The organism is Microbacterium sp. ProA8, assembly GCF_039905635.1.
GTDB lineage: Bacteria > Actinomycetota > Actinomycetes > Actinomycetales > Microbacteriaceae > Microbacterium > Microbacterium chionoecetis.
On sequence record NZ_CP157000.1, the window covers coordinates 3,999,048 to 4,025,516 of the forward strand.

The 26,469-nt window shown below is 71.4% G+C and carries 21 protein-coding genes; 7 read left to right on the top strand and 14 right to left on the bottom strand.

Translation table 11 applies throughout. The features are described from left to right. The first annotated feature begins 62 nt into the window (after positions 1-62). Positions 63-644 carry an HhH-GPD-type base excision DNA repair protein gene (locus tag ABG085_RS17870; RefSeq protein ID WP_347977092.1) on the top strand — a complete coding sequence of 194 codons (582 nt, stop codon included), beginning with the start codon at positions 63-65 and terminating at the stop codon, positions 642-644. Continuing rightward, positions 644-1,066, top strand: coding sequence for a DUF1801 domain-containing protein (locus tag ABG085_RS17875; protein ID WP_347977093.1), 423 nt, complete (start codon positions 644-646; stop codon positions 1,064-1,066). The genes ABG085_RS17870 and ABG085_RS17875 overlap by 1 nt, the downstream gene beginning before the upstream one ends. A 105-nt stretch (positions 1,067-1,171) precedes the next feature. Here ABG085_RS17875 and ABG085_RS17880 read toward each other — a convergent pair whose 3' ends face one another. The 11 genes from ABG085_RS17880 to ABG085_RS17930 form a co-directional block, all read right to left on the bottom strand. Further along, entirely contained in the window at positions 1,172-4,960 is a 3,789-nt protein-coding gene (locus ABG085_RS17880; protein ID WP_347977094.1) for a S8 family serine peptidase, read from the bottom strand. A gap of 336 nt (positions 4,961-5,296) precedes the next feature. After that, complete coding sequence (locus ABG085_RS17885; protein ID WP_347977095.1) at positions 5,297-6,079, bottom strand: SDR family oxidoreductase; 783 nt, start codon at positions 6,077-6,079, stop codon at positions 5,297-5,299. A gap of 270 nt (positions 6,080-6,349) precedes the next feature. Further along, positions 6,350-7,735, bottom strand: coding sequence for a glycine--tRNA ligase (locus ABG085_RS17890; RefSeq protein WP_347977096.1), 1,386 nt, complete (start codon positions 7,733-7,735; stop codon positions 6,350-6,352). 70 nt (positions 7,736-7,805) lie between these two features. Beyond that, positions 7,806-8,846 (bottom strand): hypothetical protein, encoded by a 1,041-nt coding sequence (locus tag ABG085_RS17895; RefSeq protein WP_347977097.1) that lies wholly within the window; start codon positions 8,844-8,846, stop codon positions 7,806-7,808. Positions 8,847-8,848: 2 nt separating this feature from the next. Next, positions 8,849-10,723, bottom strand: a complete 1,875-nt coding sequence (locus ABG085_RS17900; RefSeq protein WP_347977098.1) for a substrate-binding and VWA domain-containing protein — start codon at positions 10,721-10,723, stop codon at positions 8,849-8,851. 53 nt (positions 10,724-10,776) lie between these two features. Beyond that, the gene (locus ABG085_RS17905; protein ID WP_347977099.1) at positions 10,777-12,141 is read right to left on the bottom strand and encodes an alpha-hydroxy-acid oxidizing protein; all 1,365 of its coding nucleotides are present in this window, start codon (positions 12,139-12,141) and stop codon (positions 10,777-10,779) included. Between the two features lie 32 nt (positions 12,142-12,173). Further along, on the bottom strand, positions 12,174-13,103 hold the full coding sequence (locus tag ABG085_RS17910) for a hypothetical protein (protein WP_347977100.1): 930 nt from the start codon (positions 13,101-13,103) through the stop codon (positions 12,174-12,176). Between the two features lie 55 nt (positions 13,104-13,158). Continuing rightward, the gene (menC, locus tag ABG085_RS17915; protein ID WP_347977101.1) at positions 13,159-14,322 is read right to left on the bottom strand and encodes an o-succinylbenzoate synthase; all 1,164 of its coding nucleotides are present in this window, start codon (positions 14,320-14,322) and stop codon (positions 13,159-13,161) included. Positions 14,323-14,372: 50 nt separating this feature from the next. Then, positions 14,373-15,713 carry a phytase gene (locus tag ABG085_RS17920; protein WP_347977102.1) on the bottom strand — a complete coding sequence of 447 codons (1,341 nt, stop codon included), beginning with the start codon at positions 15,711-15,713 and terminating at the stop codon, positions 14,373-14,375. A 173-nt stretch (positions 15,714-15,886) separates the two neighbouring features. After that, positions 15,887-16,120 carry a hypothetical protein gene (locus tag ABG085_RS17925; protein WP_347977103.1) on the bottom strand — a complete coding sequence of 78 codons (234 nt, stop codon included), beginning with the start codon at positions 16,118-16,120 and terminating at the stop codon, positions 15,887-15,889. A gap of 67 nt (positions 16,121-16,187) precedes the next feature. Then, positions 16,188-17,138, bottom strand: coding sequence for a cyclase family protein (locus tag ABG085_RS17930; protein WP_347977104.1), 951 nt, complete (start codon positions 17,136-17,138; stop codon positions 16,188-16,190). 250 nt (positions 17,139-17,388) lie between these two features. Here ABG085_RS17930 and ABG085_RS17935 point away from each other — a divergent pair, with 250 nt between their 5' ends. Both ABG085_RS17935 and ABG085_RS17940 read left to right on the top strand, forming a co-directional pair. Beyond that, positions 17,389-18,195, top strand: a complete 807-nt coding sequence (locus ABG085_RS17935) for an SDR family oxidoreductase (RefSeq protein WP_347977105.1) — start codon at positions 17,389-17,391, stop codon at positions 18,193-18,195. Between the two features lie 2 nt (positions 18,196-18,197). Further along, positions 18,198-18,413: a hypothetical protein gene (locus tag ABG085_RS17940; protein ID WP_347977106.1), complete on the top strand. Its 216-nt coding sequence runs from the start codon at positions 18,198-18,200 to the stop codon at positions 18,411-18,413. Positions 18,414-18,622: 209 nt separating this feature from the next. On the opposite strand, the gene ABG085_RS17945 is transcribed toward ABG085_RS17940, so the two are convergent. Continuing rightward, complete coding sequence (locus ABG085_RS17945) at positions 18,623-19,336, bottom strand: GNAT family N-acetyltransferase (RefSeq protein ID WP_347977107.1); 714 nt, start codon at positions 19,334-19,336, stop codon at positions 18,623-18,625. 129 nt (positions 19,337-19,465) lie between these two features. Between ABG085_RS17945 and ABG085_RS17950 the strand changes: the two genes are divergently transcribed. Beyond that, positions 19,466-20,869: an MFS transporter gene (locus ABG085_RS17950; RefSeq protein ID WP_347979237.1), complete on the top strand. Its 1,404-nt coding sequence runs from the start codon at positions 19,466-19,468 to the stop codon at positions 20,867-20,869. Positions 20,870-20,937: 68 nt separating this feature from the next. Here ABG085_RS17950 and ABG085_RS17955 read toward each other — a convergent pair whose 3' ends face one another. Continuing rightward, the gene (locus tag ABG085_RS17955; protein WP_347977108.1) at positions 20,938-22,191 is read right to left on the bottom strand and encodes an FAD-dependent oxidoreductase; all 1,254 of its coding nucleotides are present in this window, start codon (positions 22,189-22,191) and stop codon (positions 20,938-20,940) included. A gap of 111 nt (positions 22,192-22,302) precedes the next feature. On the opposite strand from ABG085_RS17955, the gene ABG085_RS17960 reads away from it, so the two are divergent. Beyond that, positions 22,303-23,925: a peptide MFS transporter gene (locus tag ABG085_RS17960; protein WP_347977109.1), complete on the top strand. Its 1,623-nt coding sequence runs from the start codon at positions 22,303-22,305 to the stop codon at positions 23,923-23,925. A 102-nt stretch (positions 23,926-24,027) separates the two neighbouring features. Continuing rightward, positions 24,028-25,260 carry an MFS transporter gene (locus ABG085_RS17965; protein ID WP_347977110.1) on the top strand — a complete coding sequence of 411 codons (1,233 nt, stop codon included), beginning with the start codon at positions 24,028-24,030 and terminating at the stop codon, positions 25,258-25,260. Between the two features lie 104 nt (positions 25,261-25,364). On the opposite strand, the gene ABG085_RS17970 is transcribed toward ABG085_RS17965, so the two are convergent. Then, positions 25,365-26,444: a fumarylacetoacetate hydrolase family protein gene (locus tag ABG085_RS17970; RefSeq protein WP_347977111.1), complete on the bottom strand. Its 1,080-nt coding sequence runs from the start codon at positions 26,442-26,444 to the stop codon at positions 25,365-25,367. Positions 26,445-26,469 lie beyond the last annotated feature (25 nt).

A 26,469-nucleotide genomic window follows, 5' to 3' on the forward strand; every position in this document is an offset into this window, starting at 1 on the left:
TTCGCGATCCGGCCCCCGCTCAGCCTGTTCGGGCGTCGGTCCGGGGTGGGAGACTGGGGGCCATGACGCTCCACATCACGGGTGACGACGAGGCCGATCGCCTGCTGACCGAAGATCCGCTCGCGCTGCTCATCGGCATGCTGCTCGACCAGCAGGTGGCGATGGAGACCGCATTCGCCGGTCCGCTCAAGATCTCGGAACGCGCGGGGACGCTGGATGCCGCCGCCCTCGCGAGCTTCGATCCGGAGGCGTTCGCGGGGCTGTTCTCGGCCACCCCCGCAGTCCACCGGTTCCCGGGGTCGATGGCCGCTCGCGTGCAGGCACTCTGCGCGGCGATCGGCCAGGAGTGGGACGACGACGCCGCGGCGATCTGGACGCGCGACGAGCCGGACGGCGTGACCGTGCTGAAGCGTCTCAAGGGCTTGCCGGGGTTCGGCGAGCAGAAGGCCAAGATCTTCCTCGCGCTCCTCGGCAAGCAGTACGGGTTCACCGGCGACGGATGGCGCGAGGCATCCGCGCCCTACGGCGAGGACGGCTCGTTCCGCAGCGTCGCCGACATCGTCTCGCCGGAGTCGCTGACGAAGGTGCGCGAGCACAAGCGCGCGATGAAGGCCGCCGCGAAATCCGGCGGCGGAGGCGTCTGATGAAGAAGACCGGAGTGGACGTCGGCGAGTTCGTCGCCGGCGTGAGTCCCGCCAAGCGGCAGCGGGATGCCGCGACGATGGTCGAGCTGCTGCGTGAGGTCACGGGGCGCGAACCCGAGATGTGGGGCACGATCGTCGGCTTCGGCTCGTGCCACTACCGCTACCCCACCGGCACCGAGGGCGACGTTCCGATCGCCGCATTCTCGCCGCGTCGCCAGGCCACCACGGTGTACCTCCTCGACACCGGCGCCCACGCCGAGCGGCTCGGCACGCTCGGACCCCACGAGACGGGTGTCGGCTGCCTCTACATCAAGGACCTCGAGGCGATCGATGCCGATGTCCTGCGAGAGATCGTGGCCGAGGACTACCGCCGCGTGATCGAGGGCGACACCGGCTCCACGGTGTTCACCGTCACCGACTGACCTCCGGACATACGCCGCCGCAGGCTCGGGGCCCCGCGCGTTTGCGCGAGGCCCCGGGTCGTGCTGCTTCCTGCCCTCACCGGTACGCGGTGCGGGTGCGACGGATCACTTGAGGGCGATCGCGTCCAGGACCGTCTCCTTGAAGGTGCTGCCGGCCGCATCCCACGCCTCGGACTTGAGCGAGATCTTCGTCGTGCCCTTCGGCGGGGTGATGCTGGCCGCGTAGGAGCCGGCCGAGCCCGTGACGGCGATCGTGGTCCAGGTGCGCCCGCCGTCGTACGACGCCCACAGCTTGAGGCCGCTGATCGCCGCACCCGTCGAGCCGTCCTGGTGCGACACGGTCGGGGTGAGGCTGATCCGCTTTCCTGCGGCGACGTTGAGCGCGTCGAGGCCCTGCACGCCGTAGTCGAGCTGCAGCAGCGGGAGCACCGTGAGCGCATCGGTGGTGCTGCTCGTGAAGGACCACTCGGTGCTGACCTCGGTGGACTGCGTCCACCACCGCTCGTACCGGTCGGAGTCGAGGAGCACGCGATAGGTGCGCGCCTCGGCCGGCACCTCGCCGGAGCCGTTCGCATACTCGCCAGTCACGTACAGCTCGTCGTCCACCCACAGCTGGAACCGGCTGTCGGTTCCGCCGTCCGGGCCGGCGATGTTCGGGTTGCCGTCGCCGTCCACGCGGTACGGCAGGTCGATCATCAGGGTGTCACCCTCCCGTCGCACCGACGACTGGGCCGGCGAGGCCGGGTTCGGAAGAAGCCCGCCGTGCACCACCTGACCGAGCAGCGTCTCGCTCGCCGTCTCGCCGGGCTGGTATGAGCGCAACGCGCCGACGAACGCCGTCGGGAACACCTCGCCCGGGTTCGCGCCGCCCGCGTACGCCTCCGCGGAGTGCTGATACCTCGCCGCCGGATCGGCGTAGTAGTGGATGGTGCGCTCGGCGATCGGCTCGTCCAGCCACCGGTTGAAGCCGATGTAGCTCTGGTCGGTGACCATCATGTGCCACTCCTGCAGCGAGGTGCCCGCGGTCTGCGCCTTCACCGGACTGTGCACGGATGCCGTGTTCGATCCGTCCAGGGTGTAGCTGAGGCTCGAAGGGATGCCGTGCTCCACCTTGGTGAACGCGTAGTCGTACGGCGGGTACCCGTACCCGGTGCCGGTCACCTTCGCGCCCTTCTTCGCCGACGCGAGGGCGAGCAGCTCGAGTCCCTTCTCACGCGAGAGCGTCAGCGTCGGAAGCGATTTGTCGGGGAACTCCCCCATCGCGCGGAAGTCGACATCCTCCCAGTACGGTCCGTCGTGGGCGCCATAGGCGATCACCGCGATCGCACCGGCGTCCTTCGCCGCCTGCGCCTGGGCGTTGAGCAGCATGACCCGCCCCACCGCCTCGGGGCGCGCCTCGACCAGGGCGATCTTGCCCGCCACTGCCGCCTTCTGCAGCTCGGCAGGAGACCCGGTGCCCGCATCGACGATGGTGGCACTCACCTTGCCCTTGAGCTCGGGAGACGTGACGGCGTAGCGCAGGTCCTCGGCCAGATCGAGGGTCGTCGACGCGGAGACCGCCTGGACGTCGAGCTTCGGCGCGCCGAGCAGCCAGCTCTCGGTGAGGGTCTCCTCGCCTGCCAGCTCGCCTTCGGCCAGCACGTAGAGCTGCTCCGGCAGCCCCGGCCGCGTCACGATCGTGCTGAAGCTCGTCGCCTGCTGCACCGGCCAGCCCCAGCCGGGCAGGGTGCGCTTGAGCACCTGCTCGATGTTGGTCACCTGCGCCTTCTTCTCGGTGTCGACGGTGACGGGCAGGGCCTTGGTCGCATCGAAGACCACCGTCTGGTCGCCCACCTCCGTCACCTCGAGGTCGCGCGTGAAGAGCGTCGCACCGCTGATGAGCTCCGCGTCCGGCTTGCTGTTGTCGAGCACGCCGAGGATGGCGTAACGCCCGAGCGGCAGGCGCACGTCGGCCTTGCCCTCCACGAACGTCACGGAGTGGACCATCGACGGGTCGTCGAGGTTGTACAGGGTCGCGGAGCTCGCCGAGATGACCGGCGTGCCGTCGGGCTGGAGGGCTTCGAAGTGCAGGTGCGCGAGGTTCTGCTCGACCTGCCAGCCCATCACCGTGCGCACGGGCGCGAAGCCGGGTCCGGCGGCGGTCACCGTGCCCGTGTAGAAGCCGGGGTCGTCGACGCGCGGGTCGATGGTGACGTCGACGGATGCCGTGCCGAAGGCCGGGACCGTCACCACATCGCTCGAGAGCGTCACGGTTCCCTCCGCTGCCGGAGCGCCGTCCGAGCCCGAAGCCGCGGTCGAGAGGTAGAGCGTGAACGGCGTGGCCGACGTGTTGGTGTAGTCGACGGTCGTCGTACGCGGACTCTGCGTGGAACGCGGCGAGGCGAACACTCCGACCGACAGCGAGGCCGGTTCGGCGTACAGCGGCTCGGCGATGGCGGAGGGGATGATGACCTTGCCTGCGCCCTCCTGCCAGATGCTGCCCACCGTGGGCTGAGCGGTGCCCATGAGCAGCGCCTTCAGCGCCTCGCCGTCGAGGTCGGGGCGAGCCGCCTTCACGATCGCCGCGGCACCGGCGACGTGCGGCGCCGCCATCGACGTGCCCCCGTCGTGGAGGTACATGTCGCCGGCAGGCAGGTCTGGCCGCGTTCCCGCCGCACGCGCGGCCAGGATCCACGCGCCGGGAGCCGTGACGTCGGGCTTGACGCCCGCATCGCCGAAGCGGGGGCCGGTCGATGAGAAGGCCGCGAGCCGGTCCCACTCGTCGACCGCACCGACCGTCAGGGCACTGTTCGCGGTGCCGGGGGTCGTGACGGTCGTGGCGCCTCGAGTCCCCTCGTTGCCGGCCGCGACGACGACCAGGGTGTCGTAGCGCTGCGAGAGCGAGTCGATCGCCAGCGCCCCGGGGTCCTTGCCGTCGGTGTACTCGCCCCGGACGCCGAGGCTCATGTTGATGACGTCGGCGCCCTCCGCGGCCGCCCACTCCATCGCGTCGATGATCCAGGAGGTCTCGCCGAAGCCGGCGGCGTTGAGCACGCGCCCGTTCAGCAGCTTGGCACCGTACGCCACGCCGCGATTCGCGCCGCCCGAGGCCTCCCCGGTGCCGGCCACGATGGACGCCACATGCGTGCCGTGGCCGGCGGCATCCTTCGCCGTCCCGCTTCCGGTGAAGTCGCGCTCGCCGATCACGACACCCTCGTCGAGGTCGGGGTGAGTGGTGTCGATGCCCGTGTCGAGCACGGCGACGACGGCCCCCGTGCCGTCGAGGCCCGCCTCCCATGCCGCGGGGGCGCCGATCTGCGGCGCCGAGATCGCGTCGAGCGCCTCGGTCGGGGCGTCCAGCCACACCTTCTCGACAGCGGTTCCCTCGGATGCCGCCTCGATGAGCTCAGGGGCGCCCTCGGCGGGCACGTCGCCGGAGATCGCGTCGATCGACTCGAGCGTGCGGTCGGGGTCGACCGAGAGCGCCTCCCAGTCGGCGGCGTCGGCCTTGGCGTCCGTCGGCTCGGTCGACTGCACGATGACCGGCAGGCGGTCGTCGGATGCGACCTCGGCGAGGGCCTTGACGTCGAACAGGCTCAGGTCGAGCTCCGTGGGGACGAGCTCCGCCACATCCGACGGGATGACGTAGTAGTGCTCCTCGTCGCCGTAGCTCGCGTAGCTGACCGGCGCGCCGGAATCGCGCTGCGCGGGGGCGAACTCGACGACCGGCCCGTGGGGGCCATCGTGCAGCGTCACCCGGTCGCCGGTGATGAGGGTCACCGCCTGCGCCTGCTCGGGCGGCGTCAGCTGAAAGCCCCCGCCCCCTGCGGCCGCCGTCGCGGGCAGCGCCGCTCCGACGAGCGCCGCGCATCCCACGCCCACGAGGAGCGCCTTGCCGATGGTGCTGAATCTCACGCCGAAACTCCTGAAGTCGCGGACGAGACGGACGCGCGGCGGCTGTTCTCTCGGCAGGGGAGGTCACCGGATGCTGCGGCGCACCGTCAGCGTCCATGCCGATCGATGGGTCGACTCAAGCAGGGCTGGGAGCGCTCCCGCAAGCGTTCCGGCAGGAATTTACAATCGTTGTAGATCCGCCCTGGCACCACCCCGTACCGATATATGTTGTGATCAGCCCCTTATCCGGCGAGACCGTATACGATCCCGCGACGGCGACACAGACTTGTAACACGAGCGACTCGGCCAGCCGACGACGCGACAGTCCGGCGGGCCCTCACCCGTGCCCCGCGGAAGTCAGCGCAACACGCGGCCACTGACGCCCAGCGCGAGTCGCCGCGGCAGGAGGCCGGCGAGCTTCGCAGCCACGGCGTTGACCCATCCCGACACGACGCTCGCGCGACGTCCGCGATCGAGCTCGCGCACCGCCAGCCCGACGACCTGCGCCGGCGTCTGGAAGCGTCCCACCGCGGCATCCTCGGTGCCGACAACGTCGAAGAACTCGGTGCGGGTCGCCCCCGGGCTGAGCGCCAGCACCCGCAGTCCGCTTTCGCGGGTCTCGTACGCGAGCGCCTCGGTGAAGCTGAGGACGAACGCCTTCGTCGCGCCGTACACCGCCATGTTCGGACACGGCTGATAGGCGGCCGTGCTCGCGACGTTCACCAGCGAGCCGCGGCCGTCGGCGACCAGCTCCGGCAGGAGTTCGCGCGTCACCGCGACGAGGTTGGCGACATTGACCTGCACCATCTCGGCGATCCGGCCGGCTTCGGCCTCGACGAACGCCCCCTTCATGCCGAACCCGGCGTTGTTGACGAGGGTCTGGACGCGGATGCCGCGCTCGTCGAGTGCGGCGCGGAGCGTGGCGGCGGCATCCGCCCGTGAGAGGTCGAGCGGGATCACCGTCGCCCGGATGCCGTGCGCTGCTTCGAGCCGCTCCGCGAGCTCGCGCAGACGCTCTTCGCGCCGTGCGACGAGCACGAGATCGGCGCCGCGTGCGGCGAGCTGCTCGGCGAACTCGGTGCCGAGCCCGGCACTGGCACCGGTGATGAGAGCGGTCGTGCCGCGGTAGATGACGGTCATGTCGCAAATGTAGACACTGACAGCATTGTTTGGGGCCGCCCGCCCGAGGGCTCGCCCACCTGAGGGCTCGCCCACCTGAGGACTGCCGCCGGGGCCACATCCAGCGGCCGAGATCAGGTGATCCGGCGAGAACAGGACGATCCGGGCGGGATCGGCCTGCGCACGCCAGAACACCTGTTCCGGGCAAACTCCCCAGGACGCCGGACGCCCACAGCCGGAAGCGACGGATGCCGCGACCCGGTCGGGTCGCGGCATCCGTCGTCTTGCGGGTCAGGCGCCCTGGAGGCGCTCCGCGAGGTAGGCGTGCAGGCCCTCGAGCGGCACGCGCTCCTGGCCCATCGTGTCGCGGTCGCGCACGGTGACGGCGCGGTCGTCGAGCGAGTCGAAGTCGACCGTGACGCAGAACGGCGTGCCGATCTCGTCCTGGCGGCGGTAGCGGCGACCGATGGCGCCGGCGTCGTCGAAGTCGATGTTCCACTCGCCGCGGAGGTCCGCCGCCACTTCGCGGGCGATGGGCGACAGCTGCTCGTTGCGCGACAGCGGCAGCACCGCCGCCTTGACCGGCGCGAGGCGCGGGTCGAGCTTGAGCACGGTGCGGGTGTCGGTGCCGCCCTTCGCGTTCGGCGCCTCCTCCTCGTGGTAGGCGTCGACGAGGAACGCCATCATTGCGCGCGTCAGGCCGAACGAGGGCTCGATGACGTACGGGATGTACTTCTCGCCCGACGCCTGGTCGAAGTACGACAGCGACTGGCCCGAGGCCTCGGAGTGCGAGCCGAGGTCGTAGTCGGTGCGGTTGGCGACGCCCATGAGCTCGCCCCACTCCTTGCCGGCGAAGCCGAAGCGGTACTCGACGTCGATGGTGCCGGCCGAGTAGTGGGCGCGGTCCTCTTCGGGCACGTCGAACCGGCGCAGGTTGGCGGGCTCGATGCCGAGGTCGATGAACCAGTTCCAGCAGGCCTCGACCCAGTGGTCGAACCACTCGCCGGCTTCGGCCGGAGGCGTGAAGAACTCGATCTCCATCTGCTCGAACTCGCGCGTGCGGAAGATGAAGTTTCCCGGCGTGATCTCGTTGCGGAACGCCTTGCCGACCTGGCCGATGCCGAACGGCGGCTTCTTACGGCTCGCGGTGAGCACGTTCGCGAAGTTCACGAAGATGCCCTGCGCCGTCTCGGGGCGCAGGTAGTGCAGGCCCGACTCGTCGTCGACGACACCGAGGTAGGCCTTCACGAGGCCCGAGAACGCCTTGGGCTCGGTGTACTGGCCCTTCGTGCCGCAGTTCGGGCACGGCACGTCGGCGAGGCCGTTCTCGGCCTTGCGGCCCTTGCGCGCCTCGAAGTCCTCGATGAGGTTGTCGGCGCGGAAGCGCTTGTGGCACTGCAGGCACTCGACCAGCGGGTCGGTGAAAGTCGCGACGTGACCGGATGCCTCCCACACGCGCTTGGGCAGGATGATCGAGGAGTCGAGGCCGACCATGTCGCCCCGGCCGCGCACGAAGGTCTGCCACCACTGCCGGCGGATGTTCTCCTTGAGCTCCGTACCCAGGGGGCCGTAGTCCCACGCCGACCGGGATCCGCCGTAGATCTCACCGGCCTGGAACACGAACCCGCGATGACGGGCGAGGGCGATGACTTTGTCGAGGCGAGACTGCTCGGCCACGGTGGCTCCAATGGTCGGGTGGGGGGATGCACGAGGGTGCGGATGCCACGGATCGCGGCATCCGTCGATTCTAGTCGCCGTGCGGCACGGGGCCGGCGTCGCCGTCGGCCCGCTCGAACGCGCGGTCCCAGTCCTGCAGCTCTTTGCGCCGGCCCATCAGCCCGTCCAGCGACACCTGGAAGTGCAGGCCGCGGCGAGCGTTGACCTGCTTGATGTTCTCGACCAGCTCGGTCGAGAACGACGAGAGCGCGGTGCGGACTTCGCGGACGCGCTCGACGGGGTCGTCCCACAGGTCGGGATGGGTCAGGATGTCGAGCAGGTAGTCGCGGTCGAGCGCGCCGGTCAGCTTGCGCAACGTCTCGCCGTACTCCACCGCCGCGATGGGGCGCTGACCCTCTTCGCCCTTTCGATCCAGGCGTTCGAACAGCTCCGTCGTGTTCTGGGCGATGAGTCCGACCTGCGCGGCGACCTCGCCCGCCTGGGCGACGCCGGCCGCGCCGGCGCGCGCGTACTCGGCGGTCAGCGCCTGCAGCGTCTGCACGTGGGTGCGCACCGGCTCGGGCAGCGGCGCGTGGCCGGCGGCGGGCCGGTTGCGGCGGCGGGCGCGGGACCGCGCGATGCCGAAGACGGCCCCGCCTGCCGCGAGGAGCACGGCCACGCCGAGGGCGATGCCGATGAACGGGCCGGCGTCGCTCGGGCCCGCCGGGGAATCCGGCGTCGTCGCGACCACGCCCTGGATCGTCTCGATGAGTGCGGTCTCGACGTCGCCGGCCTGTCCCTCCGCCTCGTTGGCGATGCGCATCGCCTCGCCCTGCTCGAGCACGCGCGAGCCCGCCGACAGATTGTCGCCGACGGCCACGATGATCGTCTGGCATTCGGGATGGGCCGCGGCGAGCTGCGCCACGATCTCTGGACCGGATGCCTCGATCCCGGCGTTGTCGGAGAACACCGCGATGCCGATCGACTCATCGCCGATCTGCGCCTCCAGCTGGTCTTCCAACGCCGCCGCATCCGGCACCTCGGACGAGACGTAGACGCCGTCCTCGCCGATGCCCTCGACGGCATCGTCCACGTACCCCTGCCCGTCGGCTGCCACGATCATCCGGGTCACGCCTAGAAGTTGTTGATCACGGACGCGAACACGAGGTCGATCTTCGCGGCGTCCGACGCGTCGAACCACTGGCCGCCGGTCGCCTCGGCGATGCGCTGCAGCGCGGCGGTGTCGGCGCCCTCGCCGTACGCGATCGGGAAGATCCGCACCGGCGCTTCGTCGCCGCCCTCGCGCGCGGACGCGCCGATCCGGGCGACGAGCGAGTCGAGCGAGATCGTCGAGTCGGTGTCCTGGCCGTCCGACAGCAGCACGATGGCGTTGATGCGGCCGGGCTCGGCGCGCGCCATCATCTCGTCGTACGCCGCGGCGACGGCGTCGTAGAGCGGGGTGCCGTCGCGGTGGGCGAACCGCAGGTCGTCGAGCGAGGCATCCACCGATTCACGGTCGGAGGCGAGCGGCTCGACCCCGCGCAGCACGACGATGTTCTGGCCGGCCTCGGACTCGACACCCGTCGTGAAGGCCCAGACGCCGACCTCGTCGGAGGAGCGGAAGTGCCCGAGGGTGGACTGCGCGCCCTCGATGGCGCCGTCGAGCTTGGAGCGGCCGTCGCCGATCGCCTCGTCCATCGAGCCGGAGATGTCGATCACCTCGAGCACCGACGACGGCTTGCGGATCTGCGTCCACTGGTCGATCGCCGCGGAGACGACATCCACGGCGGGCTTGGGCAGGGTGACCGCGGGGCCGGCCGGGTCGACGCCGTACTCGGCGGTGAACAGCTCGCCGAGCGGCGCGTCGGCGTCCAGCGGCCGGAACCCGTACTCGGGCAGGATCTCCTGCGCGGCATCCGTCTGCAGGAAGGCGGCGAAGGCCGCACCCGCCGTGGCCTGCACGTCCGTCACCCAGTCGGCGCCGAGCACCGTGATGGGGTTGTCCGACCACATCGAGCCGCCCGAGGGGTAGACCGCGACCAGCTTCTCTTTCGGCGGTGTCAGCGTCTCGCCCGGCTGCACGGTGTGCGAGTCGGGGTTGCCCTGGTTGTAGTTGAGCAGCGACGTCTCTTCGAGCGCCACGGCTGAGACGTACCCCGAGCCGCCGGCGCCGTTCTGGGTCTCGTCGTACAGCCGCGTCAGCACCTTGCCGGTGGTGTCGCCGTAGTGGATCACGCACTCCTCGAAGACGCGGGAGAACTCCGCCGCGGCCGCGACGTCCTCCGCCGTGAGATCGGACGACTTGCCGGATGCCTCGTACGACTGCATCAGGATCGCCGAGAGCCCCGTCGTCGAGGTGTTCGGATTCGTCTTCGAGATCTTGAACGAGCCCCAGAGCGGCTTGCCGACGCTGGCCCAGCCCTGCGGGTCCTGGCAGAGCGCCTCGAAGTCGGCGATGCCGATCTCGGTGCCGGGCCAGCCGAGCGCCTTGGCCATCGTCTCGGGCACCCCGAACACGACGGGCGTGTGGGTGAAGGACTCGGGCTCGCCGACGAGGGAGGCGGATGCCGCGGCCGCGACCCGGTCGGTCCAGACCGTCGATGCGGGCGACCACATGGTGGGCCAGCGGCGCGGGTTCTCGTCGGGCCAGTCTCCGCCCGAGGTGAGGAACCGCGTCGCGTCGCCCGACGAGACGTTGATCGGGTGCACGGTGGCGCATTCGTCGAGCTCCTCGTGCTGCGGCGACTCCTTGAAGGCGTCGGCGAGCGCGTCGAGCATGTTGACCTTCTCGGACGAGGTGGCGACCACCACGCTCGTGCAGCCGTCGTCGGCGAAGTCGCCGTCGCCGAGGCCGCCGCCATCGGGCCCGTCGCCCGTGCACGCGGCGAGCGCGAGCGCGGCCACCACCAGCACGGCTCCCACGGCTGTCGCGCGGGCGGCACGGCGACTGCTCGGCGTCGGCGTCGACGGGGCGGAAGGGACGGACGGTCGCGGCTGGCGAGGGACCATGGGTACAGAGTAAGTCCCGCGCCGACACGACGCACCACGCCGACGGCGGGCGCTCACACCTCGCGCAGCGCGTGGCGGTCGAGTTCGGTGACGGACGTGTTCCCGGACAGCCCCAGCGTGATGTCGAGCTCGGCGAGGACGTTGCGCACCACCTCGCGCACGCCTGCCTCGCCGGCGATCCCGAGGCCGTACGCGTACGGCCTGCCGAGGGCCACGGCAGTGGCCCCGAGGGCGAGCGCGATGAAGACGTCGGAGCCCTGGCGCACGCCGGAGTCGAAGACGATCGGCACGCGGCCCGCGACCCGTTCGACGATGGTGGGCAGCACCTCCAGCGTGGGCACGGACTGGTCGATCTGGCGGCCGCCGTGATTGGAGATCCAGATGCCGTCCATCCCGGCATCGAGGGCGCGGATCGCGTCGTCGGGATGCACGATGCCCTTCAGGATGATCGGCAGCGACGTCCACTGCCGGGCCTTGGCGAGATCGTCCCAGGTCAGCGCGGGCGTCGAGAAGACGTCGAGGAAGGTCTCGACCGCGGCGCGCGGCAGCGGCGAGCGCAGGTTGTCGCGCATGCTGGTCGAGCCCGTCAGCACGGCGCCCTTGCGGGCGATGCGCACCCCGGCGGCCACCGCCTTCGGGGTGAGCCTGACCGGCGGCGCGGGCGGGGCCGCGGCATCCGTCCCCCCGTTCGCGGCAGCGGCCGACGACCGCGACCGCTCGCGCACCAGCTGCTGGAAGACGGGGTCGCTCGTGTACTGGGCGATGCCCATGGCTCGGGTGAACGGCAGGTAGGCGAGGTCGAGGTCGCGCGAGCGCCAGCCGAGCAGGTGGGTGTCGAGCGTCACCACGATCGCTTCGCAGCCGGATGCCTCGGCTCGCCGCAGCAGCGAGGCGTTCAGCTCGTCGGAGGCCGACCAGTAGAGCTGGAACAGCCGCGATCCGGTCGGTGCCGCGTCGCGCACCTTCTCCATCGGGACGGATGCCTGATTCGAGAGCGTGCACGGGACCCCGAGGGCTGCCGCCGCCCGCGCCACGGCGAGGTCGGCCGCGGGGTGGGCCAGCTCCATGACGCCCAGCGGCGCGAGCAGCAGCGGCGTCGGGCGTCGCACCCCGAGGAAGTCGATCGACAGGTCGCGCGACGACACGTCCCGGAGCGGCCGGGGCCACACCTGCCACCGCTCGAACGCGGCCCGGTTGGCGGCGACGGTGCGCTCGGCGCCCGCTCCCCCGGCGATGTAGGCGTAGGCCTCGGCGCTGAGCGCCTTGCGGGCGGCGGCTTCGAGGGCGTCGGCGTCGACGGGCACGCGAGGGCGCGTGCCGCTGATGCCGGCGCGGTAGATCTCGGACTGTGCCCGGCGCGAGACGCCGCGCGATGCGGCGACGGGGTCGTCGGGAGGGGCGGCGCTGCCTTGAGCCATGCGGTCAGCCTACGCAGGGCAGGCCGAGCCGGTCAGCTGCCGAAGCCGCACCAGTCGCCGACCCAGGTGAGGATGCGGCCGCGCATCTCGTCACCGACGAAGAGCGTGAACTCGCCGGACTCACCCCCGTGCTCCACACGCACATCGAAGATGGTGCCGCGCTTGTCCTCCAGCACCGCGTGCGGGTCGCAGCGGAACGGCAGCAGCGGGATCTGCACGACGACCGGCTCCGTGTCCGTGGCGAGGACGGTCAGGCCGAGCGGGTGCAGCTCTTCCTGCGCGGACGAGCCCGCGAACTCCAGCAGGTTCGTACGCTCCAGCCCGACGACGGTGGCCTCGCCGGCGCCGGTGGGGGTCACGGTCAGCTCGAGCGCGGCGGGTTCGCCGGGCGGCGAGGGCTGGAAGCCGGTGAATGCCAGGGTCGCGGCATCCGCCATCCGCTCCTGAAGGCACTCGCGGGCGTGCAGCGGCGCGAGGAAGCCGAGTGCGTCGGGAGCCGGCACCGTGACCTCGGCAGACGACGACTCCCCGACGAGCTCGAGCACCACTTCCGCCTCTGCGTCGTCGGGCGCAGTGCAGTCGACGGACGGCAGCTGCACGCGGATGTCGACCATCCCGCCGGGGCGGACGGTGCTCGCCCGATCGGCGATCACCCGCGTGGCCGGGCCGTCGAACCGCGGGTCGTCGACCCGCACGTCTCTCACCATGATCGGCGTATCCGACCCGTTCAGGACGCGCACCTGCGCCTGCCGCGGCGCCACGTCGGCGCGCAGCTGCGCGATCTCGACCGTCACGCCCTCCGGCAGGGTGGGCGTGGGGTCGGGAGTCGCCGCGGGCGGTCCGGCGCATCCCGAGACCACGAGTCCGGTGGCCACCACCGCTGCCGCCACGGCCCGCCGGGCACGCACCGTTCTCAGCACCGCCGCGAGACGCGCGCCCGGCGAGGCGGCCGGGGGCGGCATCCGTTCCGCCTTCCTGAGAACGGCACGTGCGGCGGACATCCTGGGGACTCCGCGGCTACCGCGTCAGCGTTTCGCGGACGACGGTGAAATCGTCGAGCGCGACCGGATCGATCTCGACGCCGAGGCCGTGGCCGGTCGGCACGCGCACGTGCCCGTCCTCGAGCACCGCGGGCTCGGTCACGATGTCGCGCGTGTAGAACCGGCTCGACGCCGAGACGTCGCCCGGCAGCGTGAAGCCCGGGAGGGCGGCGAGCGCGGCGTTGGCGGCCCGCCCGATGCCGGTCTCGAGCATGCCGCCGCACCACACCGGCACCCCGGCGGCGAGGCAGCGGTCGTGGATGCGGACCGCTTCGAGGTAGCCGCCCACCCTTCCCGCCTTGATGTTGACGACGGATGCCGAGCCCAGCGCCAGCGCGTCGGCCGCGGCCTTGTCGGACACGATGGACTCGTCCAGGCACACCGGCGTACGGAGGCGCCGGGCCAGCGACGCGTGGTCGACGAGGTCGTCCTCCTGCAGCGGCTGCTCGATCAGCAGCAGGTCGAAGAGGTCGAGCTCGGCCAGGGTGTCGGCATCCGCCAGCGTGTAGGCCGAATTCGCGTCGACCTGCAGCGGGATCGTGCCGAACGCGTCGCGCACCGCGGCCGTGTCGCCGACGTCGCGGCCGGGCTTGATCTTGATCTTGATGCGCACGTAGCCCTCGTCGAGGTACCCGCGCACCGTGTCGACCAGGGCGGCGGGGTCGCGCTGGATGCCGACCGAGACCCCGCTCGGCACGCGGTCGCGCGCGGCGCCGACGTATTCGCCGAAACTGCGCCCCTCGGCGCGGAGCGCGGCATCGAGCACCGCCAGCTCGAGCCCGGCCTTCGCCATGCGGTGGCCCTTGAAGGGCTCGAGCACGTCCGCGACCTCGTCGGGCGCGAGCCGGCCGGGCTCGCGGACGGCACGGTCGCCCGCGGCACCGTCGAGCAGCGCCGGCACCAGGAAGCGCAGCGCCACATCCCACGCGCCCTGCGTGTACTCGCTGGAGTACAGCGGATCGGCCTGTGTGACGATCTCGCCCCATCCGTCGCCGCCGGATGTCAGCGCGCGCACGACGATGACCTCGCGCACCGTCTCGGTGCCGAACGACGTCGTGAACGGGGCGACGAGCGGCAGGTGCAGCACCCGCAGCTCGAATCCTTCGAGGGCGACGGATGCCGCGGGTCGGGCGATGGGCATGCGCTCAGCGTACGCCCGGCCGCCGCCCCCACGGCGGCCGGGCGGAGGCCTCAGCGGAAGCGCGGGTCGTTGCGCGGAGCGGTGTCGACCTTCAGTCCGAGCGCATCGGCGACCTCGCCCCACGAGACGTACGAGAAGTTGGTCGCGTCGCGCTCGTCGTCGACCTCGGGGCCGGTGTCGGGCTCGTCGTGCGTGACGAGCAGGCCCTCGCGGTAGTCGCCGACGGGCCGGTTGGTGACGGCGAGGCCGTCGGAGCCGTGCACGTCGTCGACGCCGCCGACGCCCGCGATGCGGAAGGTGCCGACGAGGTCGTTCCGGCCCTGCGTCCGGTAGACGGCGTAGGTGTCGTCGCCCTGGCTCGACACGATGACGTAGCCGGTGGAGCCGGGGCCGTAGTAGAGGTCGACGCCCTCCGCGTCGGCCTCGAGGGCCGTGCCGCCGAAGCCCGGTGCCGCGGCATCCACCGGCTCGCACTCCTCGGACTCGGGGTCGAAGGCGTCATGGATGCCGAAGTCGCGGACGCGGTCGATGAGCGTCGGCTCACCCGACCCGAGGGGCAACTGCAGGCGCCAGAGGCCCACGTCCTCCTGTGCGGCGTACAGCACGCCGGACCGCTGGTCGACGCTCAGCCCCTCGAGCTGCGGCAGGATGCCGGGCTCTTCGCACGGCTGCCAGGTCATGCCGTCGGGGAGCGGGAAGGATGCCGGGAAGTCGACCGTCTCGACCGCGGTGTAGCCGACGCGTCCGCCCTCGACGGTGAGCTCGGCGGTCGCCACGGTCGTCGTGCCCTCACGGGTGACGACGGCCACGGGTGCGCTGCCCGCCGGCTGCCAGACGGCGAGCCCGTACGCGGTGTGCTCGTCGTCGACCTCCGCGCGATCCGCGCTGAAGAGGAACGGCTGCTCGGCGGCGGTGATCTCGTGCACCGGGGTCGCCGCCTGCGCCCCCGCCGGGTCGATCGCGAAGAAGCGCAGCTGGTCGTTGTAGCGGTCCGAGACGACGGCGACATCCACGGGGCCGGCGCCGAGGTCGATCCCGTAGGCGATGTCGACGTTGTTGTAGCGGCCCGCGACGCCGTCGGCGCGCGGGGCGGGTTCGGCCGTCAGGGACTGCAGCTCTGCGCCGTCGAGGTCGTAGACGCGGAGTCCGCCTTCCTTGGCGGTGGCGATGACGATCGAGTCCTGCGCGTCGCCGGGGGCGACCCAGATGGCGGGGTCGTCGCCCGAGGCGCTGCCGCCTTCGTCGTCGTCATAGAGCACGGGCGTCTCGGTGGCGGTGGTGACGACCGCCGGCGGGGCCGGCTCGTCGACCGGCCGGGCCGTGGCGGAAAGCGGAAGGGAGGTGATGAGCACCGCGGCGAGCGGGGCCGCGAGCAGCAGACGGGGAGACATGCGTCGAGCGTGACCCGCCGGGGAGAACGGCGCGTGACGTGCGGGTGAACGCCCCCGGCCTGCGGGTGGCCCGCGCCCCCGTCTCGGGGTCCGCCTGTGGGGGCTCGCCCGGTCGGATCGGCGTCCGCGAGTTCACGCGCTCGTCGCGCGGCGCGGCCGCCGTGGTCAGCCGGTCAGTGGGCGAAGCGCGCGTCGACGACGTCGCGCCGGACCGGGATGTAGGTCGACCGTGCGATGCGGGGCCGACGGCGTCGGGGCTCCCGCGGTGCGGTGCGGTGCTCCGTGTGCCGCCACCCGTCGCTCAGGGCGATGATCAGTGTCTCGATGTGCTCGCGCATCTCTTCTCCTCGTTCCCACGAGAAGAGGCCCGCATGCCGGGGCTGATACGTCGCGCGTACCGCGTCCATGTCTTCACGGTACGAGGGGGTTCCGACATCCGAACCGGCCCATCGGCCACCGAGGAGCGGCGCGCGCTCAGGCGGGAAGCTCGGCGAAGGCGCGCACCGGGAACGTGCCGAAGCCCTCGACCGCGGGCGGGGCCGCGGTGAACCGGGCGCCGCGCGGCGGCAGCGCGGCGAGGTTCGTGAGGTGCTCCACGACGTGCACGCCGGCGCCGAGCAGCAGGCTGTGCGCGGGTCGCTCGCCGCCCCCTGAGCCTGTCGAAGGGTCGGCGTCGTCGATGTTGACCGAGTCGATGCCCACGAGCGCCGCACCGGCCTCGACGAGCCACTGCGCGGCCTCGCCGGTGAGGAACGGCGCGCCCGTCCCGTACTCCGGCTGCCCGAACCACCGGTCCCAGCCGGTGTGCAGCAGCACGGCGGCGCCGCGCACGTCACGATCGGCGAGAGTGGACGAACGGATGCCGCGGCTCTCGGCATCCCACGCGTCCTGAAGGTGGAACACCTCGGCGCGAAGGCCGACGAGCGACGACAGGTCGAGTCCCGCCAGGTCGGTGCCCGCGGCGTAGCGGTGGAACGGCGAATCCAGGTACGTGCCGGTGTTGCCGATCATGTGGATGACGTCCATCGCGAACTCGGTGCCCGGCGCGTAGCGGGCACGCGAGTCCTCACGGGTGAGGTGGGGCGTGATGGTCGGCGCGGGAAGGCCCGGGTACGTCACGAGACCCGCCCGGATCGGATGGCTGAGATCCACGATCCGGGTCGGCGAGCCGGGCGCTGCGGCATCCGGAGCCGTCTCGACGCCACGGCTGCCGCGGTGCGGCTCCTCGACGACCCGGAGGCCGCGCAGCTCCACCACGTCGACGAGCGCGAGTCCGAGGTGCACGATCAGCAGGCGCGAGACCTCGTCCTGAGTGAGGTCGGGCGAGGGCAGGTCGAGCCGGAAACCCGTGCCCGAGAGGCCGCCCCCGTTGGCGAAGCGGATGTCGAAGTCGAAGTGCGCGCGGTACTCGGGTGCGGGAGGCATGGCGAGAGCATAGGACTGCACGGGTTCTTCCACAGGTGCTCGACGCTTCCGCGGGACGAAGTGGGCAGGATTCCTCCTGTGGAAGGGCAGTTCTCCTGCGATGCGCCGGGCGGCGCCACCCGGGCACACGCGCTGGCCCCACGCCGGGGATGTGCGAACCGCCCGCAGGCGGGCCGGCGACCGGTAGCCGGTCGTCGTCCCGATGGCAACCCCGTGCGCGCCGTCCGAGCGGGCTCGTAGCGTCGGGCTCATGGACACCTTCGACTTCTCACCACGCCGCGCGATCGTGACCGCCTCGGACTCGGGCATCGGACAGGCGACCGCGCTGGCACTGGCCGACGCGGGGCTCGACGTCGGCATCACGTGGCACAGCGACGAGGAAGGCGCCGAGCGCACCGCCGCCGCCGTGCGCGAGCGCGGCCGCACCGCCGAGGTGGTGCAGTTCGACGCCACCAGACTCGACGACGTCGCCGGCACCATCGACGGGCTCGTCGAGCGGCTCGGCGGGCTCGACGTCTTCGTGAACAACGCCGGCGGCGGTTCGGGCGGACCCTTCCTCGAGGTGTCGATCGAGGACTGGCGCCAGGTCGTCGCGCTCAACCTCGACGGCGCCTTCGCCGGACTGCAGGCGGCCGCCCGGCACATGGTGCGGGCGGGCACCGGCGGGCGGCTCGTCGCGATCACGAGCGTGCACGAGACGCAGCCGCGCGTGGGGTCGGCGGCGTACGTCGCCGCCAAGCACGGCCTCGGCGGCCTGATCAAGACGATGGCCCAGGAGCTGGCCGAGCACGACATCACCGTGAACGCCGTCGCTCCGGGCGAGATCGCGACGCCGTTGACCGACCAGGAGCCGGAGGACGCCGAGCGCACCCATCGCCCCGGCATCCCGCTCGGGCGCCCGGGAAAGCCCGAGGAGATCGCCGCGGTCGTCGCGTTCCTCGCGTCTCCGGCGGCCAGTTACGTCACGGGTGCGAGCTGGAGCGTCGACGGCGGGATGCTGCAGATGGGCCCGCAGGCCGGTTCGCACCTGAAGAGCGACGAGTGGCGGAAAGGATGACCATGAACGCCCCCGACAACACCGATGACACCGACGGCACCGGGATGACCGACGAGGAGAAGCGCCGCGACCAGCTCACGTCGGCGCCGGACGCCGTGGAGTCCGACGCCGACCCGCGCATCGACGTCACCCATCGCGAGGGCGTCACGCGCATCGACATCCGGGACGACGCCGACGTGCGCCCCGGCGACCCCACGAAGGAGCCACCCGGTCGTTGAGCGAGCGAAGCGAGACGAAACGTCTTCGGCGTGCTCGAGGCGTTTCGTCTCACTCGCTGGCGCTCGCTCGCTCAACGACCGGAGATCGGAGTCCGCGTGCGCTCGCTCAACGACCCGAGATCGGAGTCCGCGCGCACTCGCTCACGACCGGAGATCGCAGTCCGCGCGCACTCGCTCAACGACCGGGGATCGGAGTCCGCGCTCCTCGCTCAGGCCCGCACCAGAAGGTACCCGCGCGCGTCGTCGAAGCCGCCGATCACCAGGCCCTGGGCCAGGTGCGCGGTGAGCTCTTCGCGCACGCGAAGGCGCCAGGCTGCGGCATCCGTCGGCGCTTCGCGCCTCATCGCCTCGATGTCGTGCGGGATCTCGACCGACGCGACCACCCGATCATCGTTCGGCGTCGCCACGGGCGGGGCGGCGAGCGCCCACGACACCATGATGCGGTCGGTCTCGTCGCCGCGGTTGACGCCGTCGTCCATCGGGCCGTAGTGGTTCACGAGGTACTCGGTGACGCGCGTGCCGAGCACCCGGAGGTTGAAGTGGGCGTTGCGGGCGACGAGCGGGTCGAAGGTCCAGGTGATGTGCCCCACCTCGCGGGCGAGCGCCCACTCCCGCTGGTGCTGCTTCAGCACGCGCCCGAGCCCCTGCGCCTGGTGGTCGGTCAGCACGCCGGTGATGTGGCTGTGCATCGAGCGCGCCGAGGGCACGGCGAAGAAGGCGACGGATGCCCCGACCATGCGATCCCCGTCGTACAGGCCGACCGCGTAGTTGCCGGAGTGCGCGAGGGCGCGCAGCAGGTTCGGCGGCATGCCGCCGCGGTCGCCGCCCCACACCTCGGCGAGCACCTCCGAGGCGCGGTGGACCTCGTCGACGGTGTCGAGCGGGCGGATGTCGATGCCGGGCGGCGTCACGGTCTCGGCCATGCGCCCACGGTACTCCCGTGCGATCAGACGGTCGTCGAGCGAGCGGGCAGCGGAGCCCGCACCGCGGAGCGCCGATAGCCTGAAGCGATGGGCACGGGTGACGAGGACGCGAGAAGACGACTCACCCGGATGCCGCGGCAGGGCGCCATCGTTGCCGTTCTGGCGGTCGCGGGCCTCTGCTCGTCGTTCATGTTCACCCTCATGGTGCCCATCCAGTCCAAGCTGCCGGAGCTGCTGAACTCCAGCCGCGAGGACACCGCGTGGGTTGTCACGTCGACGCTGCTGGCGGCGGCCGTGATCACCCCGATCTCGGGGCGACTCGGCGACATGTACGGCAAGCGCCGCATCGTGCTCGTGCTCGTCGCGGTGATGGTCGCCGGCTCCGTCGTCGCGGCGCTGTCGCCCGGCATCGTCGGCATCATCGTCGGGCGCACGCTGCAGGGCGCGATCGTCGGGGTCGTGCCGCTCGGCATCTCGATCATGCGCGACGTGCTGCATGAGGACCGCGTCGACTCCGCGATCGCATTCATGAGTGCCACGCTCGGCGTCGGCGGCGCGCTGGGCCTGCCGATCAGCGCGCTCATCACCGAGCGCAGCGACTGGCACCTGCTGTTCTGGATGGCGGCCGGCCTCGGCATCGTCGTGTTCGCCCTCGTCCTCTGGATCGTGCCGGTCAGCGTGCTGCGCACGGCCGGCCGGTTCGACTACGTCGGCGCCGCGGGCCTCGCCGTCGGCCTCATCGGCATCCTGCTGGCGATCTCGCGCGGCAACGAATGGGGCTGGGCGTCCCCGCCGGTGCTGGTGTGCGGGCTCGGCGGGCTGCTCGTGCTGCTGCTCTGGGGATGGTTCGAGCTGCGCATCGACGAGCCGCTGCTCGACCTGCGGGTCGCCGCCCGCCCGGCCGTGCTGCTGACCAACATCGCCTCCGTGGCGATGGGGTTCTCCCTCTTCGCCTCGAACGTCGTCTACCCGCAGATGCTCGAGCTGCCGGTCGCCACCGGCGCCGGATTCGGGCTCTCGCTGCTGGTCGCGAGCCTGATCGTCATGCCCTCCGGGCTCGTCATGATGCTGCTGTCGCCGATCGCCGGGCGCATCGCCTTCCGCACCGGTCCGAAGCTCCTGCTGCTCCTCGGCGCGTTCTCGCTGATCGCCGCGTACGGCTTCACGCTGCTGTTCTCCTCCGAGGTGTGGCACATCCTCGTCTCCAACATCCTCATCGGCGCCGGTATCGGCTTCGGGTACGCCTCGATGCCGATGCTCATCATGCGCTCCGTCCCGCAGAGCGAGACCGGCGCCTCGAACGGGCTCAACGCGCTGTTCCGCTCCCTCGGCACCAGCACCGCCGCGGCGGTCATCGGCGCGGTGCTGGCCACCTACACCGTCGACTTCGAGGGCGTCCCGGTCCCGACGACGACCGGATTCACTCTGTCGCTGATCCTCGGCGGTGCCGCCGCGATCGTCGCGCTCGTGGTCGCGCTCTTCATCCCGCGCCATCACGCGCCCGAGGAGCGGCATCCGTCCCTCCGAGAGTGACCCGACCGACGCGGCCGGCTGACCCGGCCGCGTCGCGTGAGGCCTGAGCGCGTCGCGACGTAGCCGGGTCAGCCGCGCAGGCTCGCGAGACGTCGCGAGCCGGGCGCGAGGCGCTCGGCGACGGCCACCGCGGACAGGATGGCGCTCTCGTGCGAGTCGGCGTCGGCGGTGTAGAGCCCGGCGAGCGAGATCCCGTGGCGCCCCTGGAGGGGGCGCAGCCGCCGCTGCGCGTCGAAGTAGGCGGTGTCGATCAGGCCGTGCTCGTAGGTCGCGGTGGCATGGAGGGGCTCCGGGAGGACCTCGTCGTACGTGACCCAGCTCTTGAAGACCGGGAGCCCGCGCGCCGGATCCCAGATCGACAGCGAGCTGTGCGCGGCGTCCGCGCGGATGTTCACCACCGACCACGCCGCCTCGTCCCGCGGCATCAGCCGCCGATCGCCGTGGATGGCGATCGTCGTCGAGAAGTAGTCGAACCTCGCGAGCTGCCGCGTCAGCTCGTCCAGTTCGGGATGGTGCGCAAGCAGCAGATGGGCGTGGCGGGCGCTGCACGCGAACACGAGATGGTCGAACGGATGCCGCACCCCGCCCGCCTCGATCTCCAGAGTGCCGTCGCCGTCCTTCGTGACCGACTCGACCGGCGAACCGGCGTGCAGCGTCGCCCGCTCGAGGGAGCCGATGAGGGCGTCGACATAGACGCGCAGTCCGCCCGGGATCTGGCTCTGCACCGGCGGCCGAAGACCCCTCGGGAGGTTGGCCCCGAGGTAGTAGAGCGCGTTGTAGGCCGAGAAGCGGCGGAAGTCGGCGAGGTCGACGCACCAGAACGCGAGGAGCAGCGGGAGCAGGAACCCGTCGACGAACGACCGAGGCAGCCGCTTGCGCTCGAGGTACTCCGCGATGGTGACGGTGGTGTCGTGCTCGGCGAGGAACGCCGGGATCTCCGCCAGGAACGACCGGAAGCGCAGCAGCCGGCCGATCGCGTCGGGACCGAGCGACGACCACACGGGACGCCCCGCGCGGAACGGCGGCATCGCGGTCGGCCCGGTGCCGTCGCCGCCGACCACGGTGAGGGTCGCCGGGTACGACTCGCGGCAGACCCCGAGCGCATCGAGCAGCCGGTTGAAGGTCGCGTAGGCCGCGCTCGGCGCGAAGAACTGGAAGCCGGCGTCGACGGCGAACCGCTGCCCGTCGACCTCGATGTCGACCGTGTGCGCATGCCCGCCGAAGCGGTCGTCCCTCTCGAACAGCGTCACCTCGTGATCGCGCTCCAGCAGCCACGCGGTCGCGAGTCCCGCCGCTCCCCCGCCGATGATCCCGATCCGCATGTGGCAGCCGTCCTGTGAGGGGTCGTCCTCAGACTAGGGCCCCGAGGTGGGTCTATCGGCTCGTGCGCCCGGTCGCTAGCCTGACGTGAACCGGGGCGACGGGAGCGGGCGATGAGCGGGCGTGATCAGGGCTTTCAGGACGACGACAGGACTCGACCGGGCCGTGGCGAGCCCGAGCAGGTGCCCGTAGGGCCGCCGGACGGCGCGACGGCGGCGGGCGACGCCACGCGGACCGGCACCGTCGCCGCGGCGAGCGGCACGGACGCGGCGGGAACCACGGCGGCAGACGACGGTGCCGACCACGATGCCCGGTTCTTCGGACAGCCCTGGGCGCTCGCGCACATCTTCGGCGTCGAGATGTGGGAGCGGTTCAGCTTCTATGGCATGCAGGGCATCCTGCTCATCTACATGTACTACTCCGTCGCGGACGGCGGGCTCGGCATTCCCGAGGCGACGGCCACCGGCATCGTCGGCGCCTACGGCGGCACGGTCTACCTGTCGACGATCCTGGGCGCGTGGGTCGCCGACCGCCTGCTCGGCTCGGAGCGGGTCCTGTTCTTCAGCGCCTGGGTGATCATGGCCGGTCACATCGCGCTCGCGCTGCTCCCGAGCGTGTGGGGGCTCGGCGTCGGCCTCATCCTCGTCGCCGTCGGATCGGGCGGCCTGAAGGCGAACGCGACCGCGGTCGTGGGCACGCTCTACTCCGAGAAGGACCCGCGCCGCGATGCGGGCTTCTCGCTGTTCTACCTCGGCATCAACCTGGGTGCGTTCCTCGGGCCGATCGTCACCGGCTTCCTGCAGAGCAACGTCGGGTTCCACTGGGGCTTCGGCGCCGCCGCGGTCGGCATGGCGATCGGCCTCCTCCAGTACTCGTTCGGGCGCAAGCAGCTGCCGGCCTCATCGCGCGTCGTGGCGAACCCGCTGCCCGCCAACCGCCGCGGCGTGATGATCGGCATCGGCGTCGCCGGACTGCTGCTCATCGTGGTGCTCGTGCTGACGGGCGTGATCCGTGCCGACAACCTCGCCGGCATCGTGATCCTCGTCACGCTCGTCGCGGCGATCGCCTACTTCTCCGTCATCATCTCCTCGCGCGCCATCACCGCCGACGATCGTTCGCGTGTCATCGGCTTCATCCCGCTGTTCATCGTGAACGTCGGATTCTGGTCGCTGTACCAGCAGCAGTTCACGGTGCTGACGATCTACTCCGACAAGCAGCTCGACCGGACGATCCTCGGCTGGGAGATGCCGGTGTCGTGGGTGAACTCGATCAACCCGATCTTCGTCATCATCCTCTCCGGCGTCTTCGCGGCGATCTGGACGAAGCTCGGCACACGCGCCCCCTCGGCCCCGGTGAAGTTCTCGCTCGGCGCGATGATCATGGGCGTCGCCTTCCTGCTGTTCCTGCCGTGGGCGAACGGTGCGCCGAACTCCACGCCGCTCCTGGCGATCGTCCTGATCCTCCTGGTGTTCACGATCGCCGAGCTGTTCATCTCGCCCCCGGGGCTGTCGGTGACCACGAAGCTCGCGCCTCAGCGGTTCCACACCCAGATGGTCGCGCTGTACTTCCTCTCGATCGCCCTCGGCACCGCGATCGCCGGCTGGCTCGCGCAGTTCTACGACCCCGAGAACGAGGTGCCGTACTTCACGATCCTCGGCGGCATCGCCATCGTGCTCGGCCTCGCGCTCCTCGCCGCCGCCAAGCCGGTGCTGAAGATGATGCGCGGCGTGCGATAGTCACCGCACCGGTATCAATGCCATCGATGCCCTGGATAACCGCATCGCTCTTCGCTGATCTCCCCGCTCGGCCTTCAATGAAGGTGAGTCAAAGGAGATTCAATGACGAAGCCCAACCTCGAGGTCGCCCCGACGCCGACCCGACGCGCCGGAGCCTGGCAGGCCGCCCTCCTGCTGGCCGGCAGCTGCATGCCCGTGATGGGGTCGGTCCTCATCACTCCTGTCCTGCCCCAGCTCTCGGCCCACTTCGCCGACGAGCCGGGTGCGGACGTGCTGGTGCCGATGATCGTCGCCATCCCGGCGCTGATGATCGCGCTGTTCGCACCGTTCGCCGGGCAGATCATCGACCGCACCGGCCGCAAGACGCTGCTGGTCGTGGCGATGTTCGCCTACGCCGTGGCCGGCACCGTGCCGGCATGGCTCGACAACCTGACCGGCATCCTCATCAGCCGCGCTTTCGTGGGGCTCTTCGAGGCGGCCATCATGACGGTCTGCACGACGCTCATCGTGGACTACTTCCACGAGGAGAACCGCCGCAACCGGTACCTCAGCCTGCAGACGGTCGCCACGACCCTCGGTGCGACGGTGTTCATCGCGGTCGGCGGTGCGGTCGGCTCGGCCGGCTGGCACGCGCCGTTCTGGATCTACGCGATCGCGATCCCGATCGCCGTGGCCATGGTGTTCTCGCTGTGGGAGCCGGGTCGAGGCGACTCGACCGACCTCCATGTGCCGACCGGCGAGAAGGCGCGCGTGCCGTGGCGCATCCTCGGACTGCCGCTCGTGGTCACGCTCTTCGGCGGCTTCACGTTCTACGTCATGATCATCGAGGTCAGCTACCTCGTCGTGGGCACGGGCGTCGCCGCCGATGACACCGCCACGATCGGCCTGGTCGCGGCGATCGCATCGCTCGCCACCGCCGCCGGCGCCTTCACGTTCCCCCGCATCGCGAAGGCGGGCACGCGGCTCCAGCTGCCGCTGGCGTTCGGGCTCCAGGCCGCCGGCATGATCATCGTGTGGCTGTTCGGCGGCTTCGCCGGGGTGCTGATCGGCGCGATCGTCGCGGGCTACGGCTCCGGCATCCTGCTGCCCTCGCTCGTCACGTGGGTCGTCTCGCGCACCCGGTTCGAGGAGCGCGGTCGCGCGACCGGCTGGTGGACCGCCGCGTTCTTCTTCGGGCAGTTCGTCACGCCGCTCGTGATGGGCGCGCTCACCGCCGGCACCGGTGCGCCCCTGCCCGTCGCCGTGGGCATCGTCGGCATCTCCGCGGCGGTCGTCGCGGCGATCCTCGCGTTCGTCCTCCGCCGGCAGCAGCCGGCCCGGGTCGCAGCCGCCTGATCGACGCGAAAGGGCCGGATCGTCCGTGGACGATCCGGCCCTTTCGTTCGTGCTCCGAGGGGAGTTCGCCGTCGGCAGCGGAGACCGCGCCGACGGCAAACGGCTCAGGCGGAGCCGGATTCCCGGTGCCGCAGACGCGGACGCGGGCGTGCGGGCGGCACGTCCGGCGCCGGCACCGCAGCGCCGACGGTGCCGACGAGCTCGCCGATGCCCTCGACGACCATGCGCACCTCGTCGCCCTCCTGCAGCGGCGGCGGCACGAGGCCGCCGTTGCGGCCCCACAGCTCGCCGAGGCATCCGCCGTTGCCGACGGTGCCACTGCCCAGCACATCGCCCGGCACGACGCGCGAATTGCGCGACGCGTAGGCGACGAACTCGGGGAACGGCCAGCCGGCGTTCGACACCAGGTCCTCGCCGATGAGCTCGCCGTTGACGTAGACCTCGGCGCGGATCGCGATGAAGCCGTCGGCGTCGAGGTACGGCTCGAGCTCGTCGGCGGTGACGATCCACGGGCCGAGCGCCGTGCCGAAGTCCTTGCCCTTCGCGGGCCCGAGACGCACCTTCATCTCGCGGCCCTGCAGGTCGCGGGCCGACCAGTCGTTCATGATCGTGTACCCGAAGACGACGGATGCCGCGTCCTCGACGGTCAGGTTGCTCCAGCCGGTCTCCGAGCCCGGTCCCCCGGTCCCTGAGCCCCGTCCGCCGGTCCCTGAGCCCGCTCCGTCGGTCCCTGAGCCCGCTCCGCCGGTCCCTGAGCCTGTCGAAGGGCCCCCGATGACCACCGCGACCTCCAGCTCGAAGTCGAGCCGCTGGGTCACCGGAGGATGCAGCACGTCGCCGGGGCCGAGGATCGTGTGCGGGTTCGTGAAGTAGAACGTGGGGGCCTGGTACCACTCGTCGGCGACGTGGCTCTTGCCCTCGACACCGGCGCTCACGCCTTCGACGTGCTCCTCGAAGGCGACGAAGTCGCGGACCGATGCCGGCACCAGCGGCGCGAGCAGCCGCACCTCGGCGAGCGGGGCGCCGAGGTCGCCCTGCACGCTCGCGAAGGCCGCGTGCGCGGCATCCGCTCCTCCGGCGAGGATCTCGGCGACGGTGAGTCCGTCACGAAAGGCGACGACGCGATCGTCCACGACGAACCCCTCGCCGACGGTGCCGTCGTGACTCCAGCGGGCGATTCTCATTCGGGCGGTTCCTCTCCTGCGATGA

Excerpts from the sequence above, each read along its gene's own strand:
- ABG085_RS17870 (WP_347977092.1), top strand. The coding sequence starts at position 63 with ATGACGCTCCACATCACGGGTGACGACGAGGCCGATCGCCTGCTGACC.
- ABG085_RS17875 (WP_347977093.1), top strand. The coding sequence starts at position 644 with ATGAAGAAGACCGGAGTGGACGTCGGCGAGTTCGTCGCCGGCGTGAGT.
- ABG085_RS17885 (WP_347977095.1), bottom strand. The coding sequence starts at position 6,079 with ATGACCGTCATCTACCGCGGCACGACCGCTCTCATCACCGGTGCCAGT.
- ABG085_RS17900 (WP_347977098.1), bottom strand. The coding sequence starts at position 10,723 with ATGGTCCCTCGCCAGCCGCGACCGTCCGTCCCTTCCGCCCCGTCGACG.
- ABG085_RS17905 (WP_347977099.1), bottom strand. The coding sequence starts at position 12,141 with ATGGCTCAAGGCAGCGCCGCCCCTCCCGACGACCCCGTCGCCGCATCG.
- ABG085_RS17910 (WP_347977100.1), bottom strand. The coding sequence starts at position 13,103 with ATGCCGCCCCCGGCCGCCTCGCCGGGCGCGCGTCTCGCGGCGGTGCTG.
- menC (WP_347977101.1), bottom strand. The coding sequence starts at position 14,322 with ATGCCCATCGCCCGACCCGCGGCATCCGTCGCCCTCGAAGGATTCGAG.
- ABG085_RS17920 (WP_347977102.1), bottom strand. The coding sequence starts at position 15,713 with ATGTCTCCCCGTCTGCTGCTCGCGGCCCCGCTCGCCGCGGTGCTCATC.
- ABG085_RS17925 (WP_347977103.1), bottom strand. The coding sequence starts at position 16,120 with ATGGACGCGGTACGCGCGACGTATCAGCCCCGGCATGCGGGCCTCTTC.
- ABG085_RS17930 (WP_347977104.1), bottom strand. The coding sequence starts at position 17,138 with ATGCCTCCCGCACCCGAGTACCGCGCGCACTTCGACTTCGACATCCGC.
- ABG085_RS17935 (WP_347977105.1), top strand. The coding sequence starts at position 17,389 with ATGGACACCTTCGACTTCTCACCACGCCGCGCGATCGTGACCGCCTCG.
- ABG085_RS17940 (WP_347977106.1), top strand. The coding sequence starts at position 18,198 with ATGAACGCCCCCGACAACACCGATGACACCGACGGCACCGGGATGACC.
- ABG085_RS17945 (WP_347977107.1), bottom strand. The coding sequence starts at position 19,336 with ATGGCCGAGACCGTGACGCCGCCCGGCATCGACATCCGCCCGCTCGAC.
- ABG085_RS17950 (WP_347979237.1), top strand. The coding sequence starts at position 19,466 with ATGCCGCGGCAGGGCGCCATCGTTGCCGTTCTGGCGGTCGCGGGCCTC.
- ABG085_RS17955 (WP_347977108.1), bottom strand. The coding sequence starts at position 22,191 with ATGCGGATCGGGATCATCGGCGGGGGAGCGGCGGGACTCGCGACCGCG.
- ABG085_RS17960 (WP_347977109.1), top strand. The coding sequence starts at position 22,303 with ATGAGCGGGCGTGATCAGGGCTTTCAGGACGACGACAGGACTCGACCG.
- ABG085_RS17965 (WP_347977110.1), top strand. The coding sequence starts at position 24,028 with ATGACGAAGCCCAACCTCGAGGTCGCCCCGACGCCGACCCGACGCGCC.
- ABG085_RS17970 (WP_347977111.1), bottom strand. The coding sequence starts at position 26,444 with ATGAGAATCGCCCGCTGGAGTCACGACGGCACCGTCGGCGAGGGGTTC.